Below are 21,285 nucleotides of genomic sequence, written 5' to 3' on the forward strand. Positions count from 1 at the left end.
TATGATATATTTGTTAATAAAACGATTTACTTACAGATTGCTTAATTAAGTAGCGCTACATTTAGAGTAAGCCGATTTTTAACCAAATGTAAGATATACCGGAAAATGAAAGCGCTCAACTATTCAAACACCATGGCATTTTTTAGAAATAGATATGTTTATCTGATTTTATGCTTTTTTACGACCAACGTTGTAAAATCGCAGATCAGGGTGCCAAAAGAGCGTGTAAGTGAAATGAAGGCTAACTTCCTCCTTCCAAAGGATAGCTATAAACCTGGGGTATACTGGTATTTTATGGATGGGAACCTTTCTAAAGAATCGATAAGCAAAGATCTCGAATCTATGAACAAAGCCGGTATCGGTAACCTGGTTTTTCTGGAAGTTAATGTGGGCATACCCCGCGGCAAAGTAGATTTTTTAAGCAAGCAGTGGATCAGTCTTTTTGCACATGCAGAAAGAGAAGCCAGGCGGCTTGGCATTGAGATCACTTTAGGTATTGGACCGGGGTGGACAGGAAGTGGTGGACCCTGGGTAAAAGCCGAGGAATCTATGCAGCATCTTGTTTCCAGTCAGGTAGTGGTTTCATCGGCAGATAAAGGCAAGATTATGCTGCCAGTTCCTAAGCCTAAAAGGCCATTTTTCGGTGAAGACAATCTCACCGTTGATTTTAAAAAGGACTGGATGGCTTATTATAAGGATGTGGCGGTGCTAGCTTTTCCTTTTGAAGAACAAACAACCAAAATAGCGGATATTGATGAAAAGGCCCTTTACTACCGTGCACCTTATAGTTCTGGAACGGTAAAACCTTATCTTTCCTCCTCCTTTGCCATGCAGACAGGGAAAGGAATAGAAAAATCAGCTATTTTGGACCTCACTTCCAAAATGTCCTCAGATGGTTCGCTCAACTGGACCCCGCCGTCTGGCAAATGGATGGTTATGCGCTTCGGTGCACGCAATAACGGGGCGATTACGAGGCCCGCACCCGTTCCGGGTATTGGCTTTGAATCTGATAAATTCGATACACTCGCTTTAAACCATCATTTGGATACCTATGTGGGTAAACTGTTGAGCAGTATAAACAAAACTAGGAAAGATGTACCGGGTGGGCTTAAGCGGCTGCATATGGACAGCTGGGAAATGGGCGCACAGAACTGGACAGGCAGTTTTCGACAGGCTTTTATCAAAAGCAGGGGCTACGATCCGCTAAAGTATTTTCCTGTCTATTCAGGAAATATTGTCGGAGGTTTGCAAGAGAGCGAACGCTTTTTATGGGACCTGAGAGAGACTGCTCAGGAACTTATCCTGAAAAACCACGCAGAACAGGTAAAAGCCTATGCGCACCGTCATGGCTTATCCCTTTCCATCGAGCCTTATGATATGAACCCAACCGCCGATCTTCGGCTGGGAGCGGTGGCAGATGTACCCATGGCCGAATTCTGGAGTAAGGGATTTGGATTCAATTCTACTTATAGTGTTATTGAGGCCACTTCGATAGGTCATGTGATGGGGCATTCGCTTATTCCGGCAGAAGCTTTTACTGCTCAGGATAATGAGGGATGGAAACAACATCCAGCCAGTATGAAAGACCAGGGAGACTGGGCATTTGCAGCTGGTGTGAACCGCTTTGTATACCACACCTTTCAGAATCAGTTTTTGCCAGATTCGCTCAAACCTGGTGCGACAATGGGGCCATATGGAGTACATTGGGACAGAAACCAGACCTGGTGGCCCATGGTAAATGCTTATCATACCTATGTAAGCAGATGCCAGTACCTGTTGCAGCAGGGAAGAACCGTTGCCGACATTCTTTATCTCACTCCCGAAGGTTCACCACATGTGTTTGTACCCCCTTCTTCTGCGCTTAGAGGCGATACCCTGGCCGATCGCAGGGGTTATAATTTTGATGGGTGTGCGCCTGCACAGCTTATGAAAGCGCATGTAGAAAACCGCTATATTGTATTTCCAAGCGGTGCCAGATACCGCATAATGGTACTTCCCGAAAGTGAAACCATGACACCCGAACTGCTTACCAAAATTTCATCACTGATCGGCAACGGCGCAACCATTATCGGCAACCCACCAAAGCGTTCACCGAGTTTGATAGGTTATCCCGGTTGTGATCAGCAGATTAAAAAGATCGTTCGCGAAATATGGGGGCAGGGGCAATTGCCCAAAACGCAGGAGGCAAAACGTTACGGTAAAGGAACAATCTTCTGGGGAGAAGCGTTACGTAAACAACAGGACCATCTTTATCCTCATTACGGGCAAACAGCTGAGGTACTGCATAAATTACTATTGGAAGAGGATTTCGTTACAACGGCACCTGTAAGATATACCCATCGTAACAATGGGAATTGGGACATTTATTTCCTTTCGAATACCAGCGATAGCGCTATCAGTTTTAAAGCTGCTTTCAGGTCGGTAAAAGGCGCTCCGGAGATTTGGGATGCGGTTACTGCTAAGATTAAACAGGTAAGTGATTTCACAGTTACCAAAACAAAAACAATGATCCCGATAGCATTGGCGCCCTATCAGAGCTGCTTTGTGGTGTTTTCAAAGGAAAATCGCAATAGGCAGTTAGCTGGTCTGCGTGAAACACAGCACCAGGAACTGCTTACCCTCAAAGGACCATGGGAAGTTAATTTTGACCCGAAATGGGGAGGGCCAGAAAAAGTGGTTTTTGATTCCCTATCTGATTGGTCTAAAAACAAACTTGAAGGTATCAAATATTATTCAGGGATTGCGGCCTACCACAAAACTTTTGATTTTAAAGCAGGTAAGCCTAAAGGAGCAATCTATCTGGAGCTTGGAAAGGTGAAAAACCTTGCCCGGGTAAGCCTTAATGGGAAAGTGGTTGGCGTGTTATGGACGCCACCTTGGAAAATCGATATTTCCACTCAGGTTAAACCAGGAAAAAACGAACTCGCTATAGAAATTGCCAATCTTTGGGCAAACCGGCTGATCGGCGATGAAGCAAAACCCGATGATGGGATAGCCGATGGTCAATGGCCGCAATGGTTATTAAATAGCAAGCCACGAACCAGTGGAAGATTTACCTTTACCACATCTAAGCAATATAGTTCAGATTCACCTTTATTGGAATCTGGACTTTTAGGTCCGGTACGGATTATAAATGAAAGCATAAATATCAAAAAAGAAGTTAAACCCAGGTAATGTCCCTTTAGCGCAATAACAATTTTGAAATCGTGCCAGCAACTGGCCTTTAGTACAAAAACTAAATATAAAATGAAGTCTTTAAAATACCTAATATTAGCGATAACAGTTAAACTGCTCCTGATCGCGAATCTTTTATCTGCACAGGTTATTATAGAGCCTGTAATTGCCGGAGACTTTGCCGATCCATCCATTATCCGGGCCAATAATCAATATTACGCCGTGGGTACTTCGTCTGAATGGGCACCTCATTTTCCGATCTATAGCTCAAAAGATCTGCTGAACTGGAAACAGAAAGGTTATATTTTTGAGAAGGCCCCAGCATGGACATCGGGTTCGTTTTGGGCACCGGAATACGATTATCATGATAAAACCTATTTCATTTATTATACTGCGAGAAGGCAAAAGGACAACGTTTCATGCATTGGTGTGGCCACTTCAAAATATCCCGATAGGGGCTTTATTGATCAGGGTATTATTATCGATTATGGAAAAGAAGCAATCGATGCATTTGTTTACCTTGACGGCAATACGCGTTACATTACCTTTAAAGCTTATGGTTTAGATAATCGTCCAATTGAGGTTTTGGCCTGTAAGCTAGCCAAAAACGGACTTAAAGTAGAAGGAGAACCATTTTCTTTGCTTAAAGATGATCAAAAGATTGGTTTGGAAGGGCAGAGTATCCTGAAAAAAGATGGCTATTATTATCTTTTTTATTCTGCCGGAAACTGCTGTGGCGCACAATGCGATTATAATGTAAGGGTGGCCAGATCAAAATCTTTTGCCGGACCATACGAGCTTTATGCTGCCAATCCCCTGTTAATGGAAAATGAATACTGGAAATGTTCAGGACACGGTACGTTTGTAAAAGCTGCAGATGGAAAAGATTATTACCTCTACCATGCCTACAATAAAAAGACCAATATTTTCTCGGGAAGACAGGGCATGTTAGCCCAATTGAGCTGGCCATCGAAAGGTGGATGGCCGGTTTTAAAAGAACAATCAGGTCCAAGCCTTAACCGGGATTTGAAACTGAACTTCACGAGGCCGCAGATAGATAAAAATTGGCAATGGGATTTTAGAAACTCAACGCCAGGAATTTCGCAAAAGAACGGGCAGCTTCATTTATCCGGGATTATTAATAAAGATAACCTAAGCGGGATAGCATTAACCGTTAGACCTATATCAGCAACTTTTGACGCGACTACGACAGTAACAAATACCAATAATGCACTAAAAGGTTTAGTGTATTATGGCGATGCAGGCTCGGCTATAGGCATTGGCATAGCTGGAAATGAAATAGAATTTTGGAAAGTAGAAAATAAAACCAGAACAGTGATTGCAAAGGTGGAAATACCAAAAACAGTTCCGGTTGAGTTTAAAATGAAAACCGCAGATGATTTAAGCCTGCTTGTATTTTTCAGGAAACCTAATGAAGAATGGCAAAATGTTCAGGCAAAGGAAAAAATTACGGTTAACTTTTTACCACAATGGGATAGAAGTCCACGTATTGGTCTTCATTTTAATGGAAGTGTTGGTCAGGATGCTGACTTTTCCACTTTTGAATTAAAGTATTGATTTTTGTGCCGTCAGATGTTACCATCTGACGAATTTGAATTTCTGTTTATGGTGCAGTGAGATACCACTAAGAATCCGATGAAAAACGGAACTCACATATTGCATGACAAAAAAACGAAGGTTATTATGCCCTCGCCAGCCTGAACTCATTATAACACATTATAATATTAAACCCGAGGAAAATGATGGACTCCGAACTCACCTTCAATCTATTGATATCAACTCCTAAAATAGAAGAAATAAACAGCGTAGAGAAAACCAGTATCGCACTCAAAAATATGCTGATAAAAGCCGAATGTAGCAACATTGTAATCCTGAATAGGTTTGCCTGAAAGAAATATTCGGGGTTGCGGATCATCTGTACCAGGTTAACGATAATGAAAAAGCCGATAAGCACCACGTAAATGTTCATATAGGGCGTGGCATTATCCCATGCCAACAAGTTAAAATATCCTTTCGAAGTGAAATAAATAATAATTCCGAGGCAAATCAGGGTTTTAAAGGCCATCCAGAATTTTTTGCCCGAAAGCAGGAGGTATAATTTAGGGTATTTAACGCTATCGACATGATCAGCGATTCTCAATAATTTAGCAGATGGAGGTATAAAGGGATTAAACGCGCCTAACAGTATAAGCATAATGGTGCTCATAAACTGAAAAATGGCATCACTGATCAACCGCTCCATTTTTTCCTGATTAAGTAAGGTATCGTTCGAATAGGTAAATATCGATAACGAGATGAGTATAATAACCACATAGTGAAATATTACACCCGCATAATTACTTAAACCGGGTTTGTTTAATCGCTGGCCTTCGGTATTCTGCTGTTTGTTACTTGATGAGAATTTAGCAGATAGCGATTTAAGCGAATCGGCTGTGCCCCTTGCCATCAGGGCAATGGCAAGCACAAAAATTCCTATACCAATAATAAAAAAGGCTATACCTGCGGCCTCAAAGCTGTGTAGCCCAAGGAGAAAAATAACCGCCCCAATGCCAAGCGCTAAATGTTTGTATTTGATTTTGGTAAAACCATGCATGTTGAGCAGTTGGGTGTAAAATAATCCAAATGCAGCACCTATTGCGATGGCCATTAACAGTTTTTCTGTGATATTTCCGGGCATAGTTTAGATGAAAAGTTGTTTGCTAACGATAATCAAATTTTTACTGCTGTAGGGCCATAGAAAGTATAGGAAAAGGTTTTCCTGCTCCATCCTGCTCACTCCGTTCGAAGGTTACAAAACCAAGCTTTTCATAAAAACCTACTGCTTGTTCATTTTGCTCATTTACATCTACCGTATTGACATCATGTTTATCTCTAGCAAAATCAATCAATGTTTTACCGAGTCCTTTTCCCCTGGCATCGGGATGGATAAAGAGCATCTGGATCGATTTTTTGTTGATGCCTATAAAACCCATCACCTCTTTTTCAAAATTAACAGCGTATAACCTTACCTGATCAAAATATTCAGTTAAAATCAGCGAGCGGTAGGTCATAATATCATTTTCAGAAAGAAAATGGTGTGTTGCCCTTACAGAACTTTCCCATACTGTAATCAGTTTTTCGTACTCCTTTCTACCTGCAGCTACAATTATTGCTTCTTTCATTCAATGAATATTAAATTATTTTTTTCCTGTATTTAAGGTGCAAAGTATTCGTTAAACGTTAAATGCGGTGAAAAGTTTGCGCACTAACATAAAGCATTTTGCGTCACGGAATGAGCTTAGGTGATCTCAGGTGGCTAAGGTGGTCAGAAAATATTGAATAATTAAAGTCTTAAGATTTTTTACCAATAAGAAATTAAGGTTGTTGAGAATTTTACCGGAATATCCATTCCATCTTAAGCCTTCCATGTCATCACCTTTAATTCGTCACCCACACTAATTACCCCACTTTGCTGGTGCAGTAAATTTTGCCCGAATAGGATTTTTTTACCAACTGTACGGTAACCGGCCAATGTCCTCAATGGTTCCTGTCCTTTTTCGCCTGTTTGCTGATCAATGGTAATGAGTACACATCTTGCACAGGGTTTTACCGCCGAAAATAGAATCTTGCCAATGTAAAATGCTTTAAAACTGTCTTCAATGTGAGGCTCCCCGCCTGTAAAAACAAAATTTGGACGGAAACGATCCATTTTTATCGGGTTTTCGAGTTTTTCATTTAGCCCGTTAAGCGAAGATTGGCCTATGATAAGGCAAGGATAACCATCTGCAAAACTTACTACTTCATTGTGCGATGCATATCTTGGGTCTACCATTCTTTTCTCCGCCACCGGCATTTTTACCAGTTTTACTTTAAATTTCAGGAAATCAGAAAACCAGTTGCTTACCCCGGTATTTACTTCAGTGCCAAAAGTGGTATCATTCCAGATTACAACCGGAATCTGTATACCGTTATCTTCCTGCAGATCAAAAGATATGGTTTGGTTGCTGTTTATTTTATGTGATATGATCAGCCTGCCATTATTGATATTCACCGCAAGCAAGGCCAGTTCGAAATATTTTCTTTGTGTGATAAATATGCCTTCTTCATCAACAAGCATCCATCTCCTGTCGTATTGTAGACCTTTTTCTTCTAATTGGGCTTTTTCAAGACTGATACCACCCAATGATTTAATAGGGTAGACATATAACCCGGAAAGGAAAAAAGTATTCATGCAATTTATTATTATAAAATTTCAATTCCTTTTTGTTCGAAGGCTTCAAAAATCTGTGCATTGATCATGCTTTTGGTCAGATCAGCCTTTGAAATATCCTTACACCAGAAATAAATGTTGATTTTGCTGTTGATTTTGCTCACCGGACTGATCATGATCACCGGTTCTTTGCTAATAAACACGTTGTCGTTTTCGCCTATAATTTCCCTGATCAGGTTGACTACATCGGTGGTATTAAATGGCTTGGCAATCGATAAAGAAATGTTTACGCGCATCTGGTTATTGCTCAGCGTCCAGTTAATAATGTTATTGGATAGGATGGCACCATTGGGAATGATGATTTCGGCACCCTCTTCGCTAAGCAGTGTACTCGCACGAACACCGATCTCTTTCACCCTGCCTTTTTTATCGCTTAGTTCTACAATATCGCCTATTCTGATGGTTTTATCAAAAATAAGGATAATCCCTGATACAAAATTGCTTACAATATTCTGTAAGCCCAACCCAATTCCAACGCCCAACGCACCCAGAATAACCGTTATTTTATCGATTGGTAGCCCGGAAGCTGCAACAGCGATTAAAAAGCCTCCAATTAATAACACCAAACGGGTTACCAGTAATTTCGAACGTTCTCCTTTGTTATCCTCAAAATTATCATCGCCAGTATCGCCGAAGAAATAGGCAATGTATTTTTGCAAAAAGTTGGCAATCCAGATAATACCCAAAAACAATACAATGCCCCCAAAGGTAAAAGAGAAACTGCCTATAGTTCTTTTTTCAGTAAGGACTTCCATTACCGACTCGTAGAGGCCATTAAATATATTCAGGTTGGTGGTAAATATTACAAACCAGATTAGGGTAGCACCAATACCTGTGAGCCTTTTAAGTCCTGATATTACAGGTAGCCAGTCAAAATATTCCGGAAATCCCTTCCGAATCCTGCTGCTTTTCATCTGCAATAAAAAGGCTTCTACCAATACTTTGGCCAGAATGGTTAAGGATATGGCATTTAAAAGTGAGCTTACCCCGGTTGAATAAAAAATCTGCGTGAGGGTAAAGCGGCCAAATAAATTACAAAATGTGGCAATGATGGCAAAGCCAACATATATAAATCCTGTGATGAGGATCATTTTGTATTTTTTGGCTTTTTCATCGAGTATTTTCCATACCATAACACCATAGGCAACTGAACTGGTAGTGAGGAATAACAGGAGCCAGCGCTGGTACCTGGGTGGCATACCCAAAAGACGTAAGAAAACGGGTGCAAGAAGGAGTATCACAAATAAACACCAATAGTAAAATAACTTTGAGTTTAACCTTTTGCGGAAATATACAGTGAGCAAAATCGCGAGGATAATCTCTACTGCTTCTATGTATAGTGCAGGCGCCCTCAAATCGAAAATAGGCGCCAGTGCAAAGAGCATAATGAAAGTGATTAAATAGGGCTGCGGACTGATCAGCGAAAAACCATCAAGTGTTTCTAAACGACCCCGCTGTTTTACGCTTCTAAAGTTGAAGAATACCCAGAAGAAAAATATGGTACAGGTAAAAAGTAACAAGATTCTGCTGCTCCTTGTATATATGAAATAATACCGCGATATTTCCTGCTCTCCTTTAATAAACCTGCGGAACCCCATACTTTTATTCGCCGGCTTGTTTACTGATTCCCATAAATAACGGCGCTCTTTACCAAAAGCTTTAATGCTCACCGCATCAAGCTGGCTATCGGTAAGATACATTAACTCTTTAATATTGATGAGATTGGAAGAAGTTCTGGCCTGTAGGTTATTGATTGATAAGGTAGTCGTTTTCAACAAGCTATCCATCACTAAACGTTTCTTCTTTAGTTCTGCAAATTCACTTTTAAACATAACCTGCACTGCAGGTACTGTAAACACTTTAATCAGTACGGTATCTTTACGCAGGTTAAGAATTTCGGTTTTTAATGCCCGTAATTCCTTTTCATATTCATCAAGGTCTGCTAAACAATCTTTGTTATTGCTTTGTAGTTCTGCCAATAAGGTTTGATCCATCTGCAGGTTTTGCAGATTTGGATACCTGTCACGCTGTGTCAAGCGGCTTTTTAGCAGTGCCAGCGCGGCTTCATCCTGGATTAAATGTGCTTCTATAGGTTTGAGTTTCTTAAATGAACCAACCGTTACAGGCACTTTATTAACCGTTTCAAATACTTTTTCCAGGTGTGTAAGGTAATCGCCTTTGGTCAGTGTAGCAGAATCTGAAAGAATGGATACATCCTGCCCCTTATCTGCTAACCTGTCTTTTTGTGCAAATGCATTACCCGTAACAAGAAAGGTAAAAAGCAGGAGTATCAGATTTCGGAACAGTATCGGGAAATTATTTATTGTTATCATTGGATTTAAAGCAGTATTGAGATATTCCTTTTAAGGATATATATCGCCAAAAATAAGGATTAGAATTGATTTTACGTCCGGTGGTTTTGGCTATTTCATTTATACTGAACCTTTAAAAATGTCAGAGCATTAATGACAGAGAGAATTTTATAAAAATAATACTGGAGTTCAATAAAAATTAAATAATTTCAATTAACATTTGCTGCCATTTATAACAGTTGCCAGCTAAAAAATAAATAAAAGCCGTAGGAAATTTACCATAAACAATCGATGAAGAAACAGACTAAAATTATCCTCGGGATTTTGGCGTGCATGATGATGATGGCTATTGCATTGATGTATAAACTGCATTGGTTTGGCGCAGGTATGAAACCTCAACAGGCAGCAATCAGTAACCCTGATCGTGTTGTTGTGCGCGATACACAGGAAGTAATTCTTAGCCCTAAAAAAGAAAGCCCGAAAGAAGCGTCGGAAATCGAATTTCCAACAAGCGGAAACAGCATTGAAGATTTTGTTCCCGGATTGTATAAAATTGCAATGGATGCCAAAGGTCTGTTAAATAATGACGAACTGGAAGATGTAGTTTTGGTGCTCCAGAACAAGACAGACAGTACAGATTTACGGCCTACCTTAGTTTTATTGAAACAGCCGGAAGGTGGATACCGTTTATACGCCAGCGCCTGGCTGGCCATTGGCGCTGCCTATATTAATGGTGATTACCAGCAGTATGACAGTGCAGACATCAGCATAGACGCAAAAAGAAATTTAATTATATCAACTTACGGCAGCGGTCCGGTAGGTAACCGCGAAACCAGGTACCGTTTTATCGATAACGAACTTGTTTTTACCTTTATGGAAACGTTTAACGCGGGTGCAGGCCAGCAAACCAGCGCAACGTATGATGTTTTAAACCGAAAGGTAACGGTTGAAGATATCAATACCATGAAAGAGGATATGCCTGCTACAGTTAGCCATGGTACTTTGCCACAACACCCACCTTATCTTTTTAAAGAGCTGGATCCAGCAACGGTTTTTTCTGAATAATCAACCAAATACTGCTGTTCTTTTAACGTTGACCGGAGATAATCAGATTTATTCCTTTGTGAGGTAGATATTCATCACACCTCTTGCAGCAGTTTGGTTAGTTCCATAAATGAGCGATTGTTTATCTGTTACCTCCGAGCTAATCCGCAAGTACTGATCGGTCTGTGCTACAATGCTCCAAGTGTTCTGTGCGGCAAAATTAGGATTGCTGAAAGTGAGGATGCGGTTATCAGCATTTCTCCTCAAAATATAGTCTGAAAACTTTACTGATGTATTAATTTCAGTAGAAACTTTTACCTGTTTATCATCAAATGTCCAGTAGGATTTTAGAGCATCTGCTATGATATGGCTAACTTTGATTCCGGAAGCGTTGTAAAGCTCGAGGTCATACCCTCCGGTAGACCATTTGCCACTCAAGGTTTCACTCGTGATATGATCAGTGTCTTTTTTGCAAGCTGATATATTGATTAAGATCAATAATAGAAATAAAATACGCTTCATGGCTGGCCTTTAAGTAGTTGAAGTTAAATAAATCAAAATGAATTCACAAATCTATTATATTGCTCAGTCAGCTACTGGTCATTTGATAGCTGAATAAACTCTTTTAAATTTATTTACCTCAGCCTGTAGCAAGCACCGTGATATCCACGTTTACATTTTAAATTAACACTAAGCACTAATGAAAAAAATCTTACCAATTTTGTTCGTATTATTTTGTATCGCTGGATGTAAAAAGGAAAAACAGGGAAATTATTCTGAAACGATAACAAAGGGAGAAAAATGGGGAATAAAGATCGGCAGCTCGCACGCTGAAGTATACGCCCAGCTGCAAAAGGCTGGCCCGACGCTCGACTTTCAGAATGTGGCAATTTTTGGGCACAAGCCCTACAGTTCGCCGGAAAGCCTGGGTCAACTCCTTCCTTATTATTATGCGCTCACTATTTATAACAATACCGGAACCTTAGATCGTATAGTGCTGCTTTTTAGTGGAGACAAAGTGCAGCAGATTGCTACAGGCGGTGGCCTCACCACACCAGTAAACAAATGGCCTGAAAATGCGGCTGATGATACGGCGATAAAAGTTGATGATCCGGTTTCAGGTTTAACAGCAAAGCTGATCAAAATCCATCAGTTACCAGCTTATGCAGCTTACGGATTTGTACTTTCTGATAAACCATTAAACAAACCGTACGATCCCGATATGAATAATCACGACGATTGGCAGTTTGGCTTTTCAGACTTTGTAAGTGCAAGCACCAGCGGATCTTCAACAGTAACCCTTCATTTTAGGTCAGGTAAGCTGGAGAGTATCATGCATGATTATCGCGAAGGGCAAATATTTAATTGATCCAGCTTACCGAAATTAAAATAGCAAGTTTCAAAAAACGAGGATGTATCATAAATATAGATTTGTCATCCTGAGGATTAATTAATTGTTTAAAATCAATATGAGTGACGTATAATTGTCTTCTCTTATCCTACGGCGCGGTCTTGCCTCGGCTCGCCGCCGCCGAAGGGCTCTTTCTTTTTGGTGTCAAAAAGACCAGCGGAGCTAGCTTGAATGCCATTGAAAACATAAAGACACATGAAAAAACAAAAAAACACCGGCTGAAAATTTATTCATATGTTGTTTATAACTTTCAGCTGCATTCATGAGGGCTTCGCCGTTTTCTTTCGAAGCTAGTAGGTTGGCTTGGGCAGTGCAGCCCGAAAAATTTGTTAGGCCGGATTTAGGTAGAACGGGGATACCGTGCTATGGCCTAGCTGGATGGAAATGCAAAAGCGGTTAAAGTGCTGATTAGTAATGATTTTCGAAATAACGTCAATGGTAGCTTGTCGAAGGACCTGTTAAATAGGTTTTAAGGTGGTTCGACAAGCTCAACTGACAGCATTCAAGGTGAAATGGTATGTGTTATACAACCTCTTTTTTCTAATGCAACTATAATTAGCGACGCCTATGCACCACTAGCAAAATTTAACACATTAATTAAATTAATGGATCAGAATCATGATTTCTGGGATTTTGTTCCGGAAAACTATTCTTATCGAAATGATGGTGACGATAAAAGTTTGCACAGTCAATCTCTACAATTTCATCCTCCATCCGCAATGCCGCCGGACTGCCGATCACGTTGCGGATTTGGTTCTCCAACTCAGGCGTAACTTCACCAATAATATATCTCGGCATTGCCCTGAACTGATCATGGTGAATATCGGGTAAAATAACTTCTTTTTTACCCTCACCTAAATTTACGAGGCCGATTGGGATCAGCACAGCTTTTTCTTCCAAGTCTTCGCCCATATCAGCAAGTTCCACAATAACATACCGTATTGCATTTTGCTCGGGATCGAATAGGAGGTCGCGCACTTTTCCAACCGGGTCGCCGGCTTCATTTCTTACCGGCCAGCCTTTAATGTCAGCCTCGCCATCTGTTAATTGATAAATACTTTTTGAGAGCTCTTCTAAATTGCTGTATACAATAGTTCCTGAATTCATAATTGCTTTTTTAAAGGGGCGATTAATAACGATGCCCATTTTTACAACAAGTTTTTCAGGAGATGGTTTTTATGTTAATGCACCGTTTTACAAAAAATGGGCAGCTTAAACGAATATCGAAAACTGTGAAATGATCTATAAGTATTTGTAATGTAGTGTTTTATCTTAATGTTACAGAATGTGAAAAGCTACAGGATATCAATCAAAATAATTTTTTATCAGGTGGCTACCATACTGTTTTACAATTATTTTGTATAATAGTTAAAATAGAAGCAGAAGTTAATGAAGAATATAGCTGAATTTAAAAAGTCATTAGAAAAAGATAGGCCAGAAAGCAATATGTCGGTTCAGCTGCGGGCACTTTGGTACGATGCAAAAGGAGATTGGTATACGGCACATAACCAGGTCGACCATTTAGAGGATATTGCCTCTGCCCGCATCCACGCCTATCTGCACCGCAAAGAAGGCGACATCTGGAATGCCGATTATTGGTATGCTAAAGCTGGTGAAAAAAGGCCACAATTATCATTAGATCAGGAATGGGAAGAATTAGTAGAACGGTTTTTATCGAAGGCGAACCACGTATGATTTAGCGCATATAAAAGTAAATGACAGTGCGTAAATTGGGAAAATGATGCCAGAAATGGTATTCATCTCCTCAAATCTCCAATCCTTTTTATTTGGCAGGTATTTTAAATGAAGGTGTAAGGGAAGTTTCATCCGCTGCCCAGCGTTTATTCGGACGTTTGCCCATTACCAGCTCCAATTTGCTCCTCGCATTAAACTATTTAGCCTGCTTGCGTCTTACTCCGGTAAAATGTAATGCTTTTGCCAAAAATTATGCTGTAGCTTATGATTAAGCGCCGTATAAACAAAAAAAGAGCGATGAATAGATTCCACCGCTCTTCGACTGTTTAATTTTATCTATTATTTTGCTAATGAAGCAGTTTGTGTTGTTTCGGTTACTGGCGAACTCATTTGAGTTTTCAGTGCAGCAAATCTGTCTAAATTCAATTTTGGTGTGCTTCCCATTACCAAGATATGTTCTGCTGTAGCTCCACTTAATTTTAAATCTGCACGACCTTCAATTACGGTATACAAACTTTCTGTATTTGAATTGATCTCGGCAACAGCATCTCCTTTTAAGAATAACTGAAGGTATTTCGAATCCAATTTACCTGAAGTTTTTACCACTGCATTTTCAGAAGCCTGGATTCTATAGATATCTTTTACATAAACGGTAATCTTAGCTGTATTACCATCTGCCGAAGTGATTTTTAGTGCATGGCCATCCTGGATCACTTTTACTTTTCCGGTGTTATCATCATTATAATTTACACTTTCTTTTTGTCCTTGTACCAATATAATTTCCACATTTCCACTTACAATAACCTGGCTGATGTTTTTAGGTGCCGACATTTTGATTGGCTGTTTCTCGTCTGCCATTACACTTGTGGAGAAAATAGCAGAACTTAAAACGATAGCTGCTAATACTGATTTTGTTAGGGTTTTGATAGAGGTTTTCATAATGCTGTTGTTTATATTTTTATAATATTTTGTTTCTGTTTTAATGATAAGACGCAGGTATTACAGAAACGTTGCAGCAGCAATCAGGATATTATACCAACACAGGTAAACAATCGACGAACAGCTATAAAAATCAGGTGAAAAAGCGTTCGTTTTCTGAATGAATTCTACAATTGCTTGATTTTACGGGCAGGTGCTAAATTAAATTCCAGAAATTAACCAATTACTAAATAGATATAGAATTGTTATCCTGAGGATTAATTTATGGTATAAAATCAATATGAATGACAGGAGATTTTAACGGAAATATCTCGCTGAGGCATCGTCATTGCGAGAAGGCTTTTTCAGCGACGAAGCAATCTTACAACGATCGCTATTAGCGTGCGCATTAAGATTGCTTCGTTCCCCGCAATGACGGCTTTTCTATTGGAGTCTGTCGATGGCAGCTTGTCGAAGGGTCTGGTTAAGGTGTTGCAAGGCATTCGATACATTCGTCAAGCTCAGTACAGGCTGAGCTCAACGTGACATATTCGATTGAATTACAAATAAGATCCAATCTCCTATAACTAAAATTTAATCGATAGTTTTTCAGAAATGAGCGCATTGTTTTTATAGTACTCAAAAAACCAACTTCCGCTCTTTTTTAAAACTATGCCATTTGCGCTCCCGTTGTTCGAAATGTAACAATCCTCCATTGAGGTTTTTAGTAAGGTCATTACAATTTTAGGTGTTGCATCTATCAGTTGGTAGCCATTGCTTATAGGTTGTGCATATAACATTGCTCCTTGTTGTTCTGTTTTGGTCGCCATAGGCTGTTCAGCAGGTACAGGTGCAGTTTTGGCCTCTGTATTTGTATTAGCTAGTACTACACTTGTCGCCACAGGGAGGCTACCCGCTATATACTTTAAATCGTTAAAAGATGTCAAAGCATCTTTCAAGGCAAAATTATAAGAAGTTTCATACTCTTTCTCTCTGCTTTTTCCCTCCTTGCTCTTCATCACTACAGCACCCTTACAATCTTTAAGTAAAAGGGTAAGATTGGTAACAAACATGCTGTTTTTTTCCTGCAGTTCTACTACCAGGGCCTTGCATCTATCTGTCGCAATTTCTTCCGGTATTTCGGCATTGTCAAAATATACAGTAAAGCCTTTTTCCTCAAAAAAAGCCTTAATCAGGGTATTTAAGCCGTATTGGTTAACCTGCTTGAGAAAACTGAATTTCTCGGGTACAATAATGTATTTGTAATTCCCGGCATTAGACTGTGCCTGTACTGAAAAAGAGATTGCTAAAAGGATAATAAAAAGATATCTTTTCATAAAGGTTAATGGAGTTTGGATAAAATTCCGCCTCAATTTATAGAATGAAACGGAGAAAATCAAATTTATCGTTTCGTAATACAATCCGTATTAATCAATCTGTTATTCGATCAGATCTCACAGGCAAAAGAACAAAGTTTGTCATCATCCATTGCATTAATCGATTCAATTGTTTATTATTATGGCGATTAATGATCATAATCTAATCATAACACTGCGCTTGTCGCTTGTATAAAACCAAATATTCCAGAAAAATGGAGGAGCGCCTACTCATTAAATTAAATGGCTGGTTTAAATGCCAGCGTATTTCCTGCCTTAAAATTGTAGCCAAAAATCTAAATAAACTACCTGCCTGGATTCCTATTCAGGAACAACCTACCTGCTTGTTCAAAAATCTTTTTCTTATTGCGAAATTAAAACTAATTATAACCTAAATCTGAGCACATGCTTAACATTCAAACCACAAAACTATTCTGGGCAAGTTGTCTTGCATTATTAGTCACCTCCCTTTCCTTCGGCATCCGTGCTGGTATAATGAACCAGCTTGGGATCGATTTTCAATTAAGTACTTCACAGTTAGGCACCATTACGGCTGCTGCCTTCTGGGGCTTTCCATTGGCCATTGTGGTTGGAGGATTTGTAGTGGATATGATTGGCATGAAACGTTTGCTGGTCATGGCCTTTATTTTTCACCTGGCGGGAATTATCCTTACCGTTTTTGCGCAGGGCTACTGGAGCCTGTTTTTATCTACCTTGCTGATCGGCATTGCCAATGGTACTGTAGAGGCCGCCTGTAATCCACTGGTTGCCACTTTATACCCGGAGAATAAAACAACCAAATTAAATCATTTTCACTTATGGTTTCCCGGAGGTATTGTAATTGGTACACTGCTGGTTACCTTGTTTGTTCACCTTGGATTGGGCTGGAAAGTGCAGGTGGCCATGATGATTATTCCTACTTTAATTTATGGATATCTGTTTTCAAAGTTAGATTTCCCCGTTACCGAAAGGGTATCATCTGGTTATTCCAGTTCAGATATGTACAAAGCAGTACTTTCTCCATTGTTTATTTTTATGTTCATCTGCATGTTCGGCACCGCCATTACAGAATTGTTTACAGGACAATGGATAGGCTTGCTGCTTAAAAATGTAACAGATAATGCCATTCTATTGCTTACCCTTACAACCGGGATCATGGTAATTGGCAGGGGTTTTGCCGAACCTGTAGTACACCGTCTTGCTCCTCAGGGGGTACTGCTCTTATCTGCAATATTTGCTGCAGCCGGACTTTACATGCTAAGCACTTTTACAGGAAATTCAGTTTTCTTCGCTGCAATTGTTTTCGGTATAGGCGTTTGTTATTTCTGGCCAACGATGATTGGTTTCGTCGCTGAGAATGTTCCTAAATCAGGAGCTCTTGGCTTAAACCTGATGGGTGGTGCGGGAATGTTTGCTGTTTCTATTTATACCATGTTTATGGGGAGTTTTTACGATAACCTGATCGTTAAACATTTACCAACTGGTGCCTCGTTTGATGCGTATTTAAAAGCTCCTGAAAATTCTGCATTTGCACAGGCGCTTGCCAATGCCAAAAATCTGGCAGGTCCTGAAATTCTGCGTGCTACATTGATCATTCCAATCATATTAATTGTAGCTTTTGGCGGATTGGTGATCTACCTGCGTTCACGAAAAAAGACCAGCGTTGCAGCATCATAATTGATAACTTTATAGACTATCCGTCTAATACATGAGAAGAATAATAGCTACAAGTTTATGATGCTAAATTGATCATAACTTGTAGCTATTTGAGTTTTTATTTTTTCTGCCGCTGTATCGTTCTTCAATAAATTAATTATAACAAGGAACTACCCGGTGGGCACTCATAGGGGGCTTTGCCTGCTTCAAAAATTCTTGTGTTTTCACTGCCTTCAGTAGTTATTTTATTATTTAATATCCTGATCCAATTGCCTTCACGTAAGCCTATTACTTTGGTATCGTTCTGGGTTAGAAATTCCATAATCCTCGTTTCCCTTGTTTCTCCGTTATGTTTTAACTCCGGATTTGGATCAAGATAATGAGGGTTAAGGTTAAAAGGAACCAAGCCCATACATTCAAAAGAGGCAGGGTACACGATAGGCATGTCATTGGTGGTTTTCATATTCAAGCCACCAATATTGCTTCCGGCACTACAGCCCAAATAAGGTTTGCCCAGTTTGATATTTTCACTAAGATGCTTCATCAATCCCAGCTCATGCAGCGTTTTTACCAGAAGAAAGGTATTCCCTCCACCAGTAAAAAATCCTTTGGCTGCATCAATGGCGCGAATGGGATCATTAAATTCATGCAAACCTTTAACACTGATATTTAGCTGGGAGAAAAATTCGCGGACTTTGCCCGTATACTCTTCATGTGAAATGCCTCCAGGCCTGGCAAATGGAATAAAAACAATTTCATCTATTCCGGTAAAAAGCGTAATAAGCTCATTTTTTAGGTATTCAAGGTAATTGCCGCCAAATAGGGTAGAAGTAGAAGCGAGGATAACATTCATTTGTTGTGCTTTTATAGGCAATAATAATGTTTTTCCGTTAAATTTATTATCTATCTTGCAGTGCCGATTCAGACTCAACCTGTAGGCTAAATGCATGCAAAACAAAACCGAGCGGATCAGTGCACTTATTGAACTTAACGAAGAGCTGGAAAACTATTTCAGAAATACGATTATTCCCCAGCTTTTTGTCGATGCACATTTGATACTGAGAAAATTCACGCCTCCGGCCATGCGCCAGTTCAGTTTAAAGTATACTGATGTAGGAAGGCCTATTGAAGATATCAAAGAAAATTTTCGTTTTCCAACTATTATCGATAACATTAAGCATGTTATTGATTGTGGGGAAGTGCTGGAAAAGGAAATCCAGACGACAGACCTGCGTTGGTATCAGATGAATATTCTGCCTTATATTGTCCAGCGCGATAAGAAGACCAATGGCGTGATCATCACTTTTGTAGAAATTACGATGCGGATACGCGATTTAAAGGAGCAGGAAAAACTGATTGCTGAACATGAACTGCTTCTGGACACTATTTCGCATGATATAAAAACGCCGCTCACCAGTCTGAGCCTTACCATCGACATGCTGAGGAAACTACCAGAAAAAGGTATGGAACGTTTTCCGGTTCTTTTGGAAAAGGTGGAAAATAGCCTGACCAAAATGCAACAAATCATTTACGAGCTAACCGATTCCCGTGAGCAGGAGCATCGTTATAAGGCAGTGGAGGAACTGCTCGATTTTGAGCATATTCTGGAGGATGTCAGGCTCACGCTTGCCCCGCAGATAATTGAATCGTCTGGAAGTATAAAAACTGACATTGGTTTTTCTGAAATCTTATATATCCGTCGTAAGCTGCGTAGCATAATTTATAACCTGGTCAATAATGCCATAAAATACCGTTCAAAGGAAAGAAAACCGGAAATACTTATTAAAACCCATCGTGAAGGGGATTTTATGGTGATTGCTGTAGAAGATAACGGAATGGGAATTGCTCAACATAACTTAAATGATATCTTCGGAAAATACCAACGAATCTCGCAATCTGGTGAGGGCTCAGGTATTGGGCTGTATCTTGTTAAGGAAATTATAACGGCTTCTGGTGGAAAGATTACTGTAAATAGTAATTTGGGAGAGGGGTCTGTATTTACCGTTTATCTGAAAATCAAGAATTAATCTTTTGTAAATCAACGCTGTTTTGGCAGGTATAAGTCATATTTAAATCATTTACCGCTATTCTTCTTCAGTTACATTTTTGGAATTGGTGTAATAATGAATTTAGGATACAGTCAAGTTTCTGTTAAACAAATAAGATAGTCGTATCAGATGCATATTTAGATGAATCAATGCTTACAGATCGCGGGCTTTTTTTAGAAATGCAGGTCAGTTTTTACTTAAATTATGCTTGTCAGGATGCTGATGAACTAAAACTAATGCTACAGATTTGATACCGGGGTAGCAGAAACATATTTTCTTCTCTCATTAATCCACTCCTTTAGCTTTGGGATAATATACAGGATTGCAAAAGCCAGGATAGAAATAACAGCCTGTAATAAAAGATTTATTTTGGCCACTGGATTAACTTCTGCCTCACCCATTACCACATAAAGGCGGTGGATACTTCTTAGAATAATGATTATCAATAGATATTTGCTAAATTCAAACCTGCGTTTAATCAGGATGAAAAGAAGATAGCGCATGGACAGGATAGATAGAAATATAATAGTTTCCTGTGTACTCATGTAATCGTAAAAGAACAGGTTTACGATCCCGATCAGAAAAGTAAGTAAAATAAGCTTGGAAGACAAGGAATACTTGTTCTTGATTAGTTTAAAATTGGGCAACTGAAATAGTTTATGACGACGAATATTGCAAAGTTCAATAAAAAAATGACACATAACTAATTTACAATGTAAAGAACTTTAAAGAATTGATATTTGTCATTATATTTTTTTTGTCTTGGGAAAGTAAAGACAAAGGCAGCTCACAGCTGCCTTTGATAGGTAATCATAGAAATTTAAATCTTATTCTATTATACGTTCTTTGATCTTAACCGCCGGGTTACCCTGGTAAATGGTGTAGGGCATCAAGTTTTTAGTAGCCATACTTCCCATTGTCAATACCGAGTGGCTATACAGGATTACCCCGGGGCAAACCTTGGCCGATGCACCGATCCATACGCCGTCTTCAAGTATTATGGGGGCCGTTATCAGATCAAAACTGGTCGCTTTGTAATTATGATTACCCGTAATCAAAATTGCTTGTTGAGATATACAGCAGTTTTTGCCTATTTTAACCTGATCAAGGTTATCGATATAACAATCGGCAAGCCAACTATAATCGCCCAGCTCCAGCTTCCAGGGATATTTAATATGGATACCTGGTTTTATACGTACTTCTTTACCAATTTTGGCACCAAATAACCTTAAAAAAGAGACAAGTACTGAGCTGAATGGCACCATGCGGCTCTTAAAAAAGATAATATCGGTAAAATACCACAGAAACTGTTTGATTACGGAGGCACCAATTTTAAAGTTTCCGGTATCGAAATCTTTATGTAACTGCGTTTTTAACAAAA

General features: G+C 39.5%; 19 protein-coding genes. 8 read left to right on the forward strand and 11 right to left on the reverse strand.

The genetic code is table 11. The features are described from left to right. The first annotated feature begins 105 nt into the window (after nucleotides 1–105). Both IM793_RS03225 and IM793_RS03230 read left to right on the forward strand, forming a co-directional pair. Nucleotides 106–3,174: a glycosyl hydrolase gene (locus IM793_RS03225; RefSeq protein WP_227256123.1), complete on the forward strand. Its 3,069-nt coding sequence runs from the start codon at nucleotides 106–108 to the stop codon at nucleotides 3,172–3,174. Nucleotides 3,175–3,246: 72 nt separating this feature from the next. Further along, entirely contained in the window at nucleotides 3,247–4,752 is a 1,506-nt protein-coding gene (locus tag IM793_RS03230) for a glycoside hydrolase family 43 protein (protein ID WP_193419714.1), read from the forward strand. A gap of 124 nt (nucleotides 4,753–4,876) precedes the next feature. On the opposite strand, the gene IM793_RS03235 is transcribed toward IM793_RS03230, so the two are convergent. The 4 genes from IM793_RS03235 to IM793_RS03250 form a co-directional block, all read right to left on the reverse strand. Further along, nucleotides 4,877–5,872: a hypothetical protein gene (locus IM793_RS03235; protein ID WP_193419715.1), complete on the reverse strand. Its 996-nt coding sequence runs from the start codon at nucleotides 5,870–5,872 to the stop codon at nucleotides 4,877–4,879. A gap of 40 nt (nucleotides 5,873–5,912) precedes the next feature. Beyond that, nucleotides 5,913–6,356 (reverse strand): GNAT family N-acetyltransferase, encoded by a 444-nt coding sequence (locus IM793_RS03240; protein ID WP_193419716.1) that lies wholly within the window; start codon nucleotides 6,354–6,356, stop codon nucleotides 5,913–5,915. Nucleotides 6,357–6,589: 233 nt separating this feature from the next. Next, a complete protein-coding gene (locus IM793_RS03245) occupies nucleotides 6,590–7,405 on the reverse strand; it encodes an MOSC domain-containing protein (RefSeq protein ID WP_193419717.1) in 816 nt (271 codons plus the stop codon). A gap of 11 nt (nucleotides 7,406–7,416) precedes the next feature. Beyond that, nucleotides 7,417–9,777: a mechanosensitive ion channel family protein gene (locus IM793_RS03250; RefSeq protein WP_193419718.1), complete on the reverse strand. Its 2,361-nt coding sequence runs from the start codon at nucleotides 9,775–9,777 to the stop codon at nucleotides 7,417–7,419. Between the two features lie 270 nt (nucleotides 9,778–10,047). Here IM793_RS03250 and IM793_RS03255 point away from each other — a divergent pair, with 270 nt between their 5' ends. After that, nucleotides 10,048–10,821, forward strand: coding sequence for a hypothetical protein (locus IM793_RS03255; protein WP_193419719.1), 774 nt, complete (start codon nucleotides 10,048–10,050; stop codon nucleotides 10,819–10,821). Between the two features lie 48 nt (nucleotides 10,822–10,869). Here IM793_RS03255 and IM793_RS03260 read toward each other — a convergent pair whose 3' ends face one another. Beyond that, nucleotides 10,870–11,322, reverse strand: a complete 453-nt coding sequence (locus tag IM793_RS03260; protein WP_193419720.1) for a hypothetical protein — start codon at nucleotides 11,320–11,322, stop codon at nucleotides 10,870–10,872. A gap of 178 nt (nucleotides 11,323–11,500) precedes the next feature. On the opposite strand from IM793_RS03260, the gene IM793_RS03265 reads away from it, so the two are divergent. Beyond that, nucleotides 11,501–12,169: a hypothetical protein gene (locus IM793_RS03265; protein WP_193419721.1), complete on the forward strand. Its 669-nt coding sequence runs from the start codon at nucleotides 11,501–11,503 to the stop codon at nucleotides 12,167–12,169. Nucleotides 12,170–12,808: 639 nt separating this feature from the next. On the opposite strand, the gene IM793_RS03270 is transcribed toward IM793_RS03265, so the two are convergent. Continuing rightward, on the reverse strand, nucleotides 12,809–13,318 hold the full coding sequence (locus IM793_RS03270) for a PRC-barrel domain-containing protein (RefSeq protein ID WP_193419722.1): 510 nt from the start codon (nucleotides 13,316–13,318) through the stop codon (nucleotides 12,809–12,811). 282 nt (nucleotides 13,319–13,600) lie between these two features. On the opposite strand from IM793_RS03270, the gene IM793_RS03275 reads away from it, so the two are divergent. Then, complete coding sequence (locus IM793_RS03275) at nucleotides 13,601–13,906, forward strand: hypothetical protein (protein ID WP_193419723.1); 306 nt, start codon at nucleotides 13,601–13,603, stop codon at nucleotides 13,904–13,906. A 92-nt stretch (nucleotides 13,907–13,998) separates the two neighbouring features. Beyond that, nucleotides 13,999–14,178, forward strand: coding sequence for a hypothetical protein (locus tag IM793_RS03280; protein ID WP_193419724.1), 180 nt, complete (start codon nucleotides 13,999–14,001; stop codon nucleotides 14,176–14,178). A 67-nt stretch (nucleotides 14,179–14,245) separates the two neighbouring features. Here IM793_RS03280 and IM793_RS03285 read toward each other — a convergent pair whose 3' ends face one another. Further along, nucleotides 14,246–14,845 (reverse strand): GIN domain-containing protein, encoded by a 600-nt coding sequence (locus tag IM793_RS03285; RefSeq protein ID WP_193419725.1) that lies wholly within the window; start codon nucleotides 14,843–14,845, stop codon nucleotides 14,246–14,248. Nucleotides 14,846–15,411: 566 nt separating this feature from the next. Next, entirely contained in the window at nucleotides 15,412–16,161 is a 750-nt protein-coding gene (locus IM793_RS03290; RefSeq protein ID WP_193419726.1) for a hypothetical protein, read from the reverse strand. A 444-nt stretch (nucleotides 16,162–16,605) separates the two neighbouring features. On the opposite strand from IM793_RS03290, the gene IM793_RS03295 reads away from it, so the two are divergent. Continuing rightward, nucleotides 16,606–17,877 carry a sugar MFS transporter gene (locus tag IM793_RS03295; RefSeq protein WP_193419727.1) on the forward strand — a complete coding sequence of 424 codons (1,272 nt, stop codon included), beginning with the start codon at nucleotides 16,606–16,608 and terminating at the stop codon, nucleotides 17,875–17,877. 136 nt (nucleotides 17,878–18,013) lie between these two features. Here IM793_RS03295 and pepE read toward each other — a convergent pair whose 3' ends face one another. After that, a complete protein-coding gene (gene pepE, locus IM793_RS03300; RefSeq protein WP_193419728.1) occupies nucleotides 18,014–18,709 on the reverse strand; it encodes a dipeptidase PepE in 696 nt (231 codons plus the stop codon). A gap of 94 nt (nucleotides 18,710–18,803) precedes the next feature. On the opposite strand from pepE, the gene IM793_RS03305 reads away from it, so the two are divergent. Then, nucleotides 18,804–19,883 carry an ATP-binding protein gene (locus IM793_RS03305; RefSeq protein WP_193419729.1) on the forward strand — a complete coding sequence of 360 codons (1,080 nt, stop codon included), beginning with the start codon at nucleotides 18,804–18,806 and terminating at the stop codon, nucleotides 19,881–19,883. Nucleotides 19,884–20,143: 260 nt separating this feature from the next. Here IM793_RS03305 and IM793_RS03310 read toward each other — a convergent pair whose 3' ends face one another. After that, complete coding sequence (locus tag IM793_RS03310) at nucleotides 20,144–20,515, reverse strand: hypothetical protein (RefSeq protein WP_193419730.1); 372 nt, start codon at nucleotides 20,513–20,515, stop codon at nucleotides 20,144–20,146. Nucleotides 20,516–20,731: 216 nt separating this feature from the next. Then, a complete protein-coding gene (locus tag IM793_RS03315; RefSeq protein WP_193419731.1) occupies nucleotides 20,732–21,283 on the reverse strand; it encodes a WcaF family extracellular polysaccharide biosynthesis acetyltransferase in 552 nt (183 codons plus the stop codon). Nucleotides 21,284–21,285: the final 2 nt, after the last annotated feature.

This window comes from Pedobacter sp. MR2016-19, from assembly GCF_014947265.1.
Taxonomy (GTDB): Bacteria; Bacteroidota; Bacteroidia; order Sphingobacteriales; family Sphingobacteriaceae; genus Pedobacter.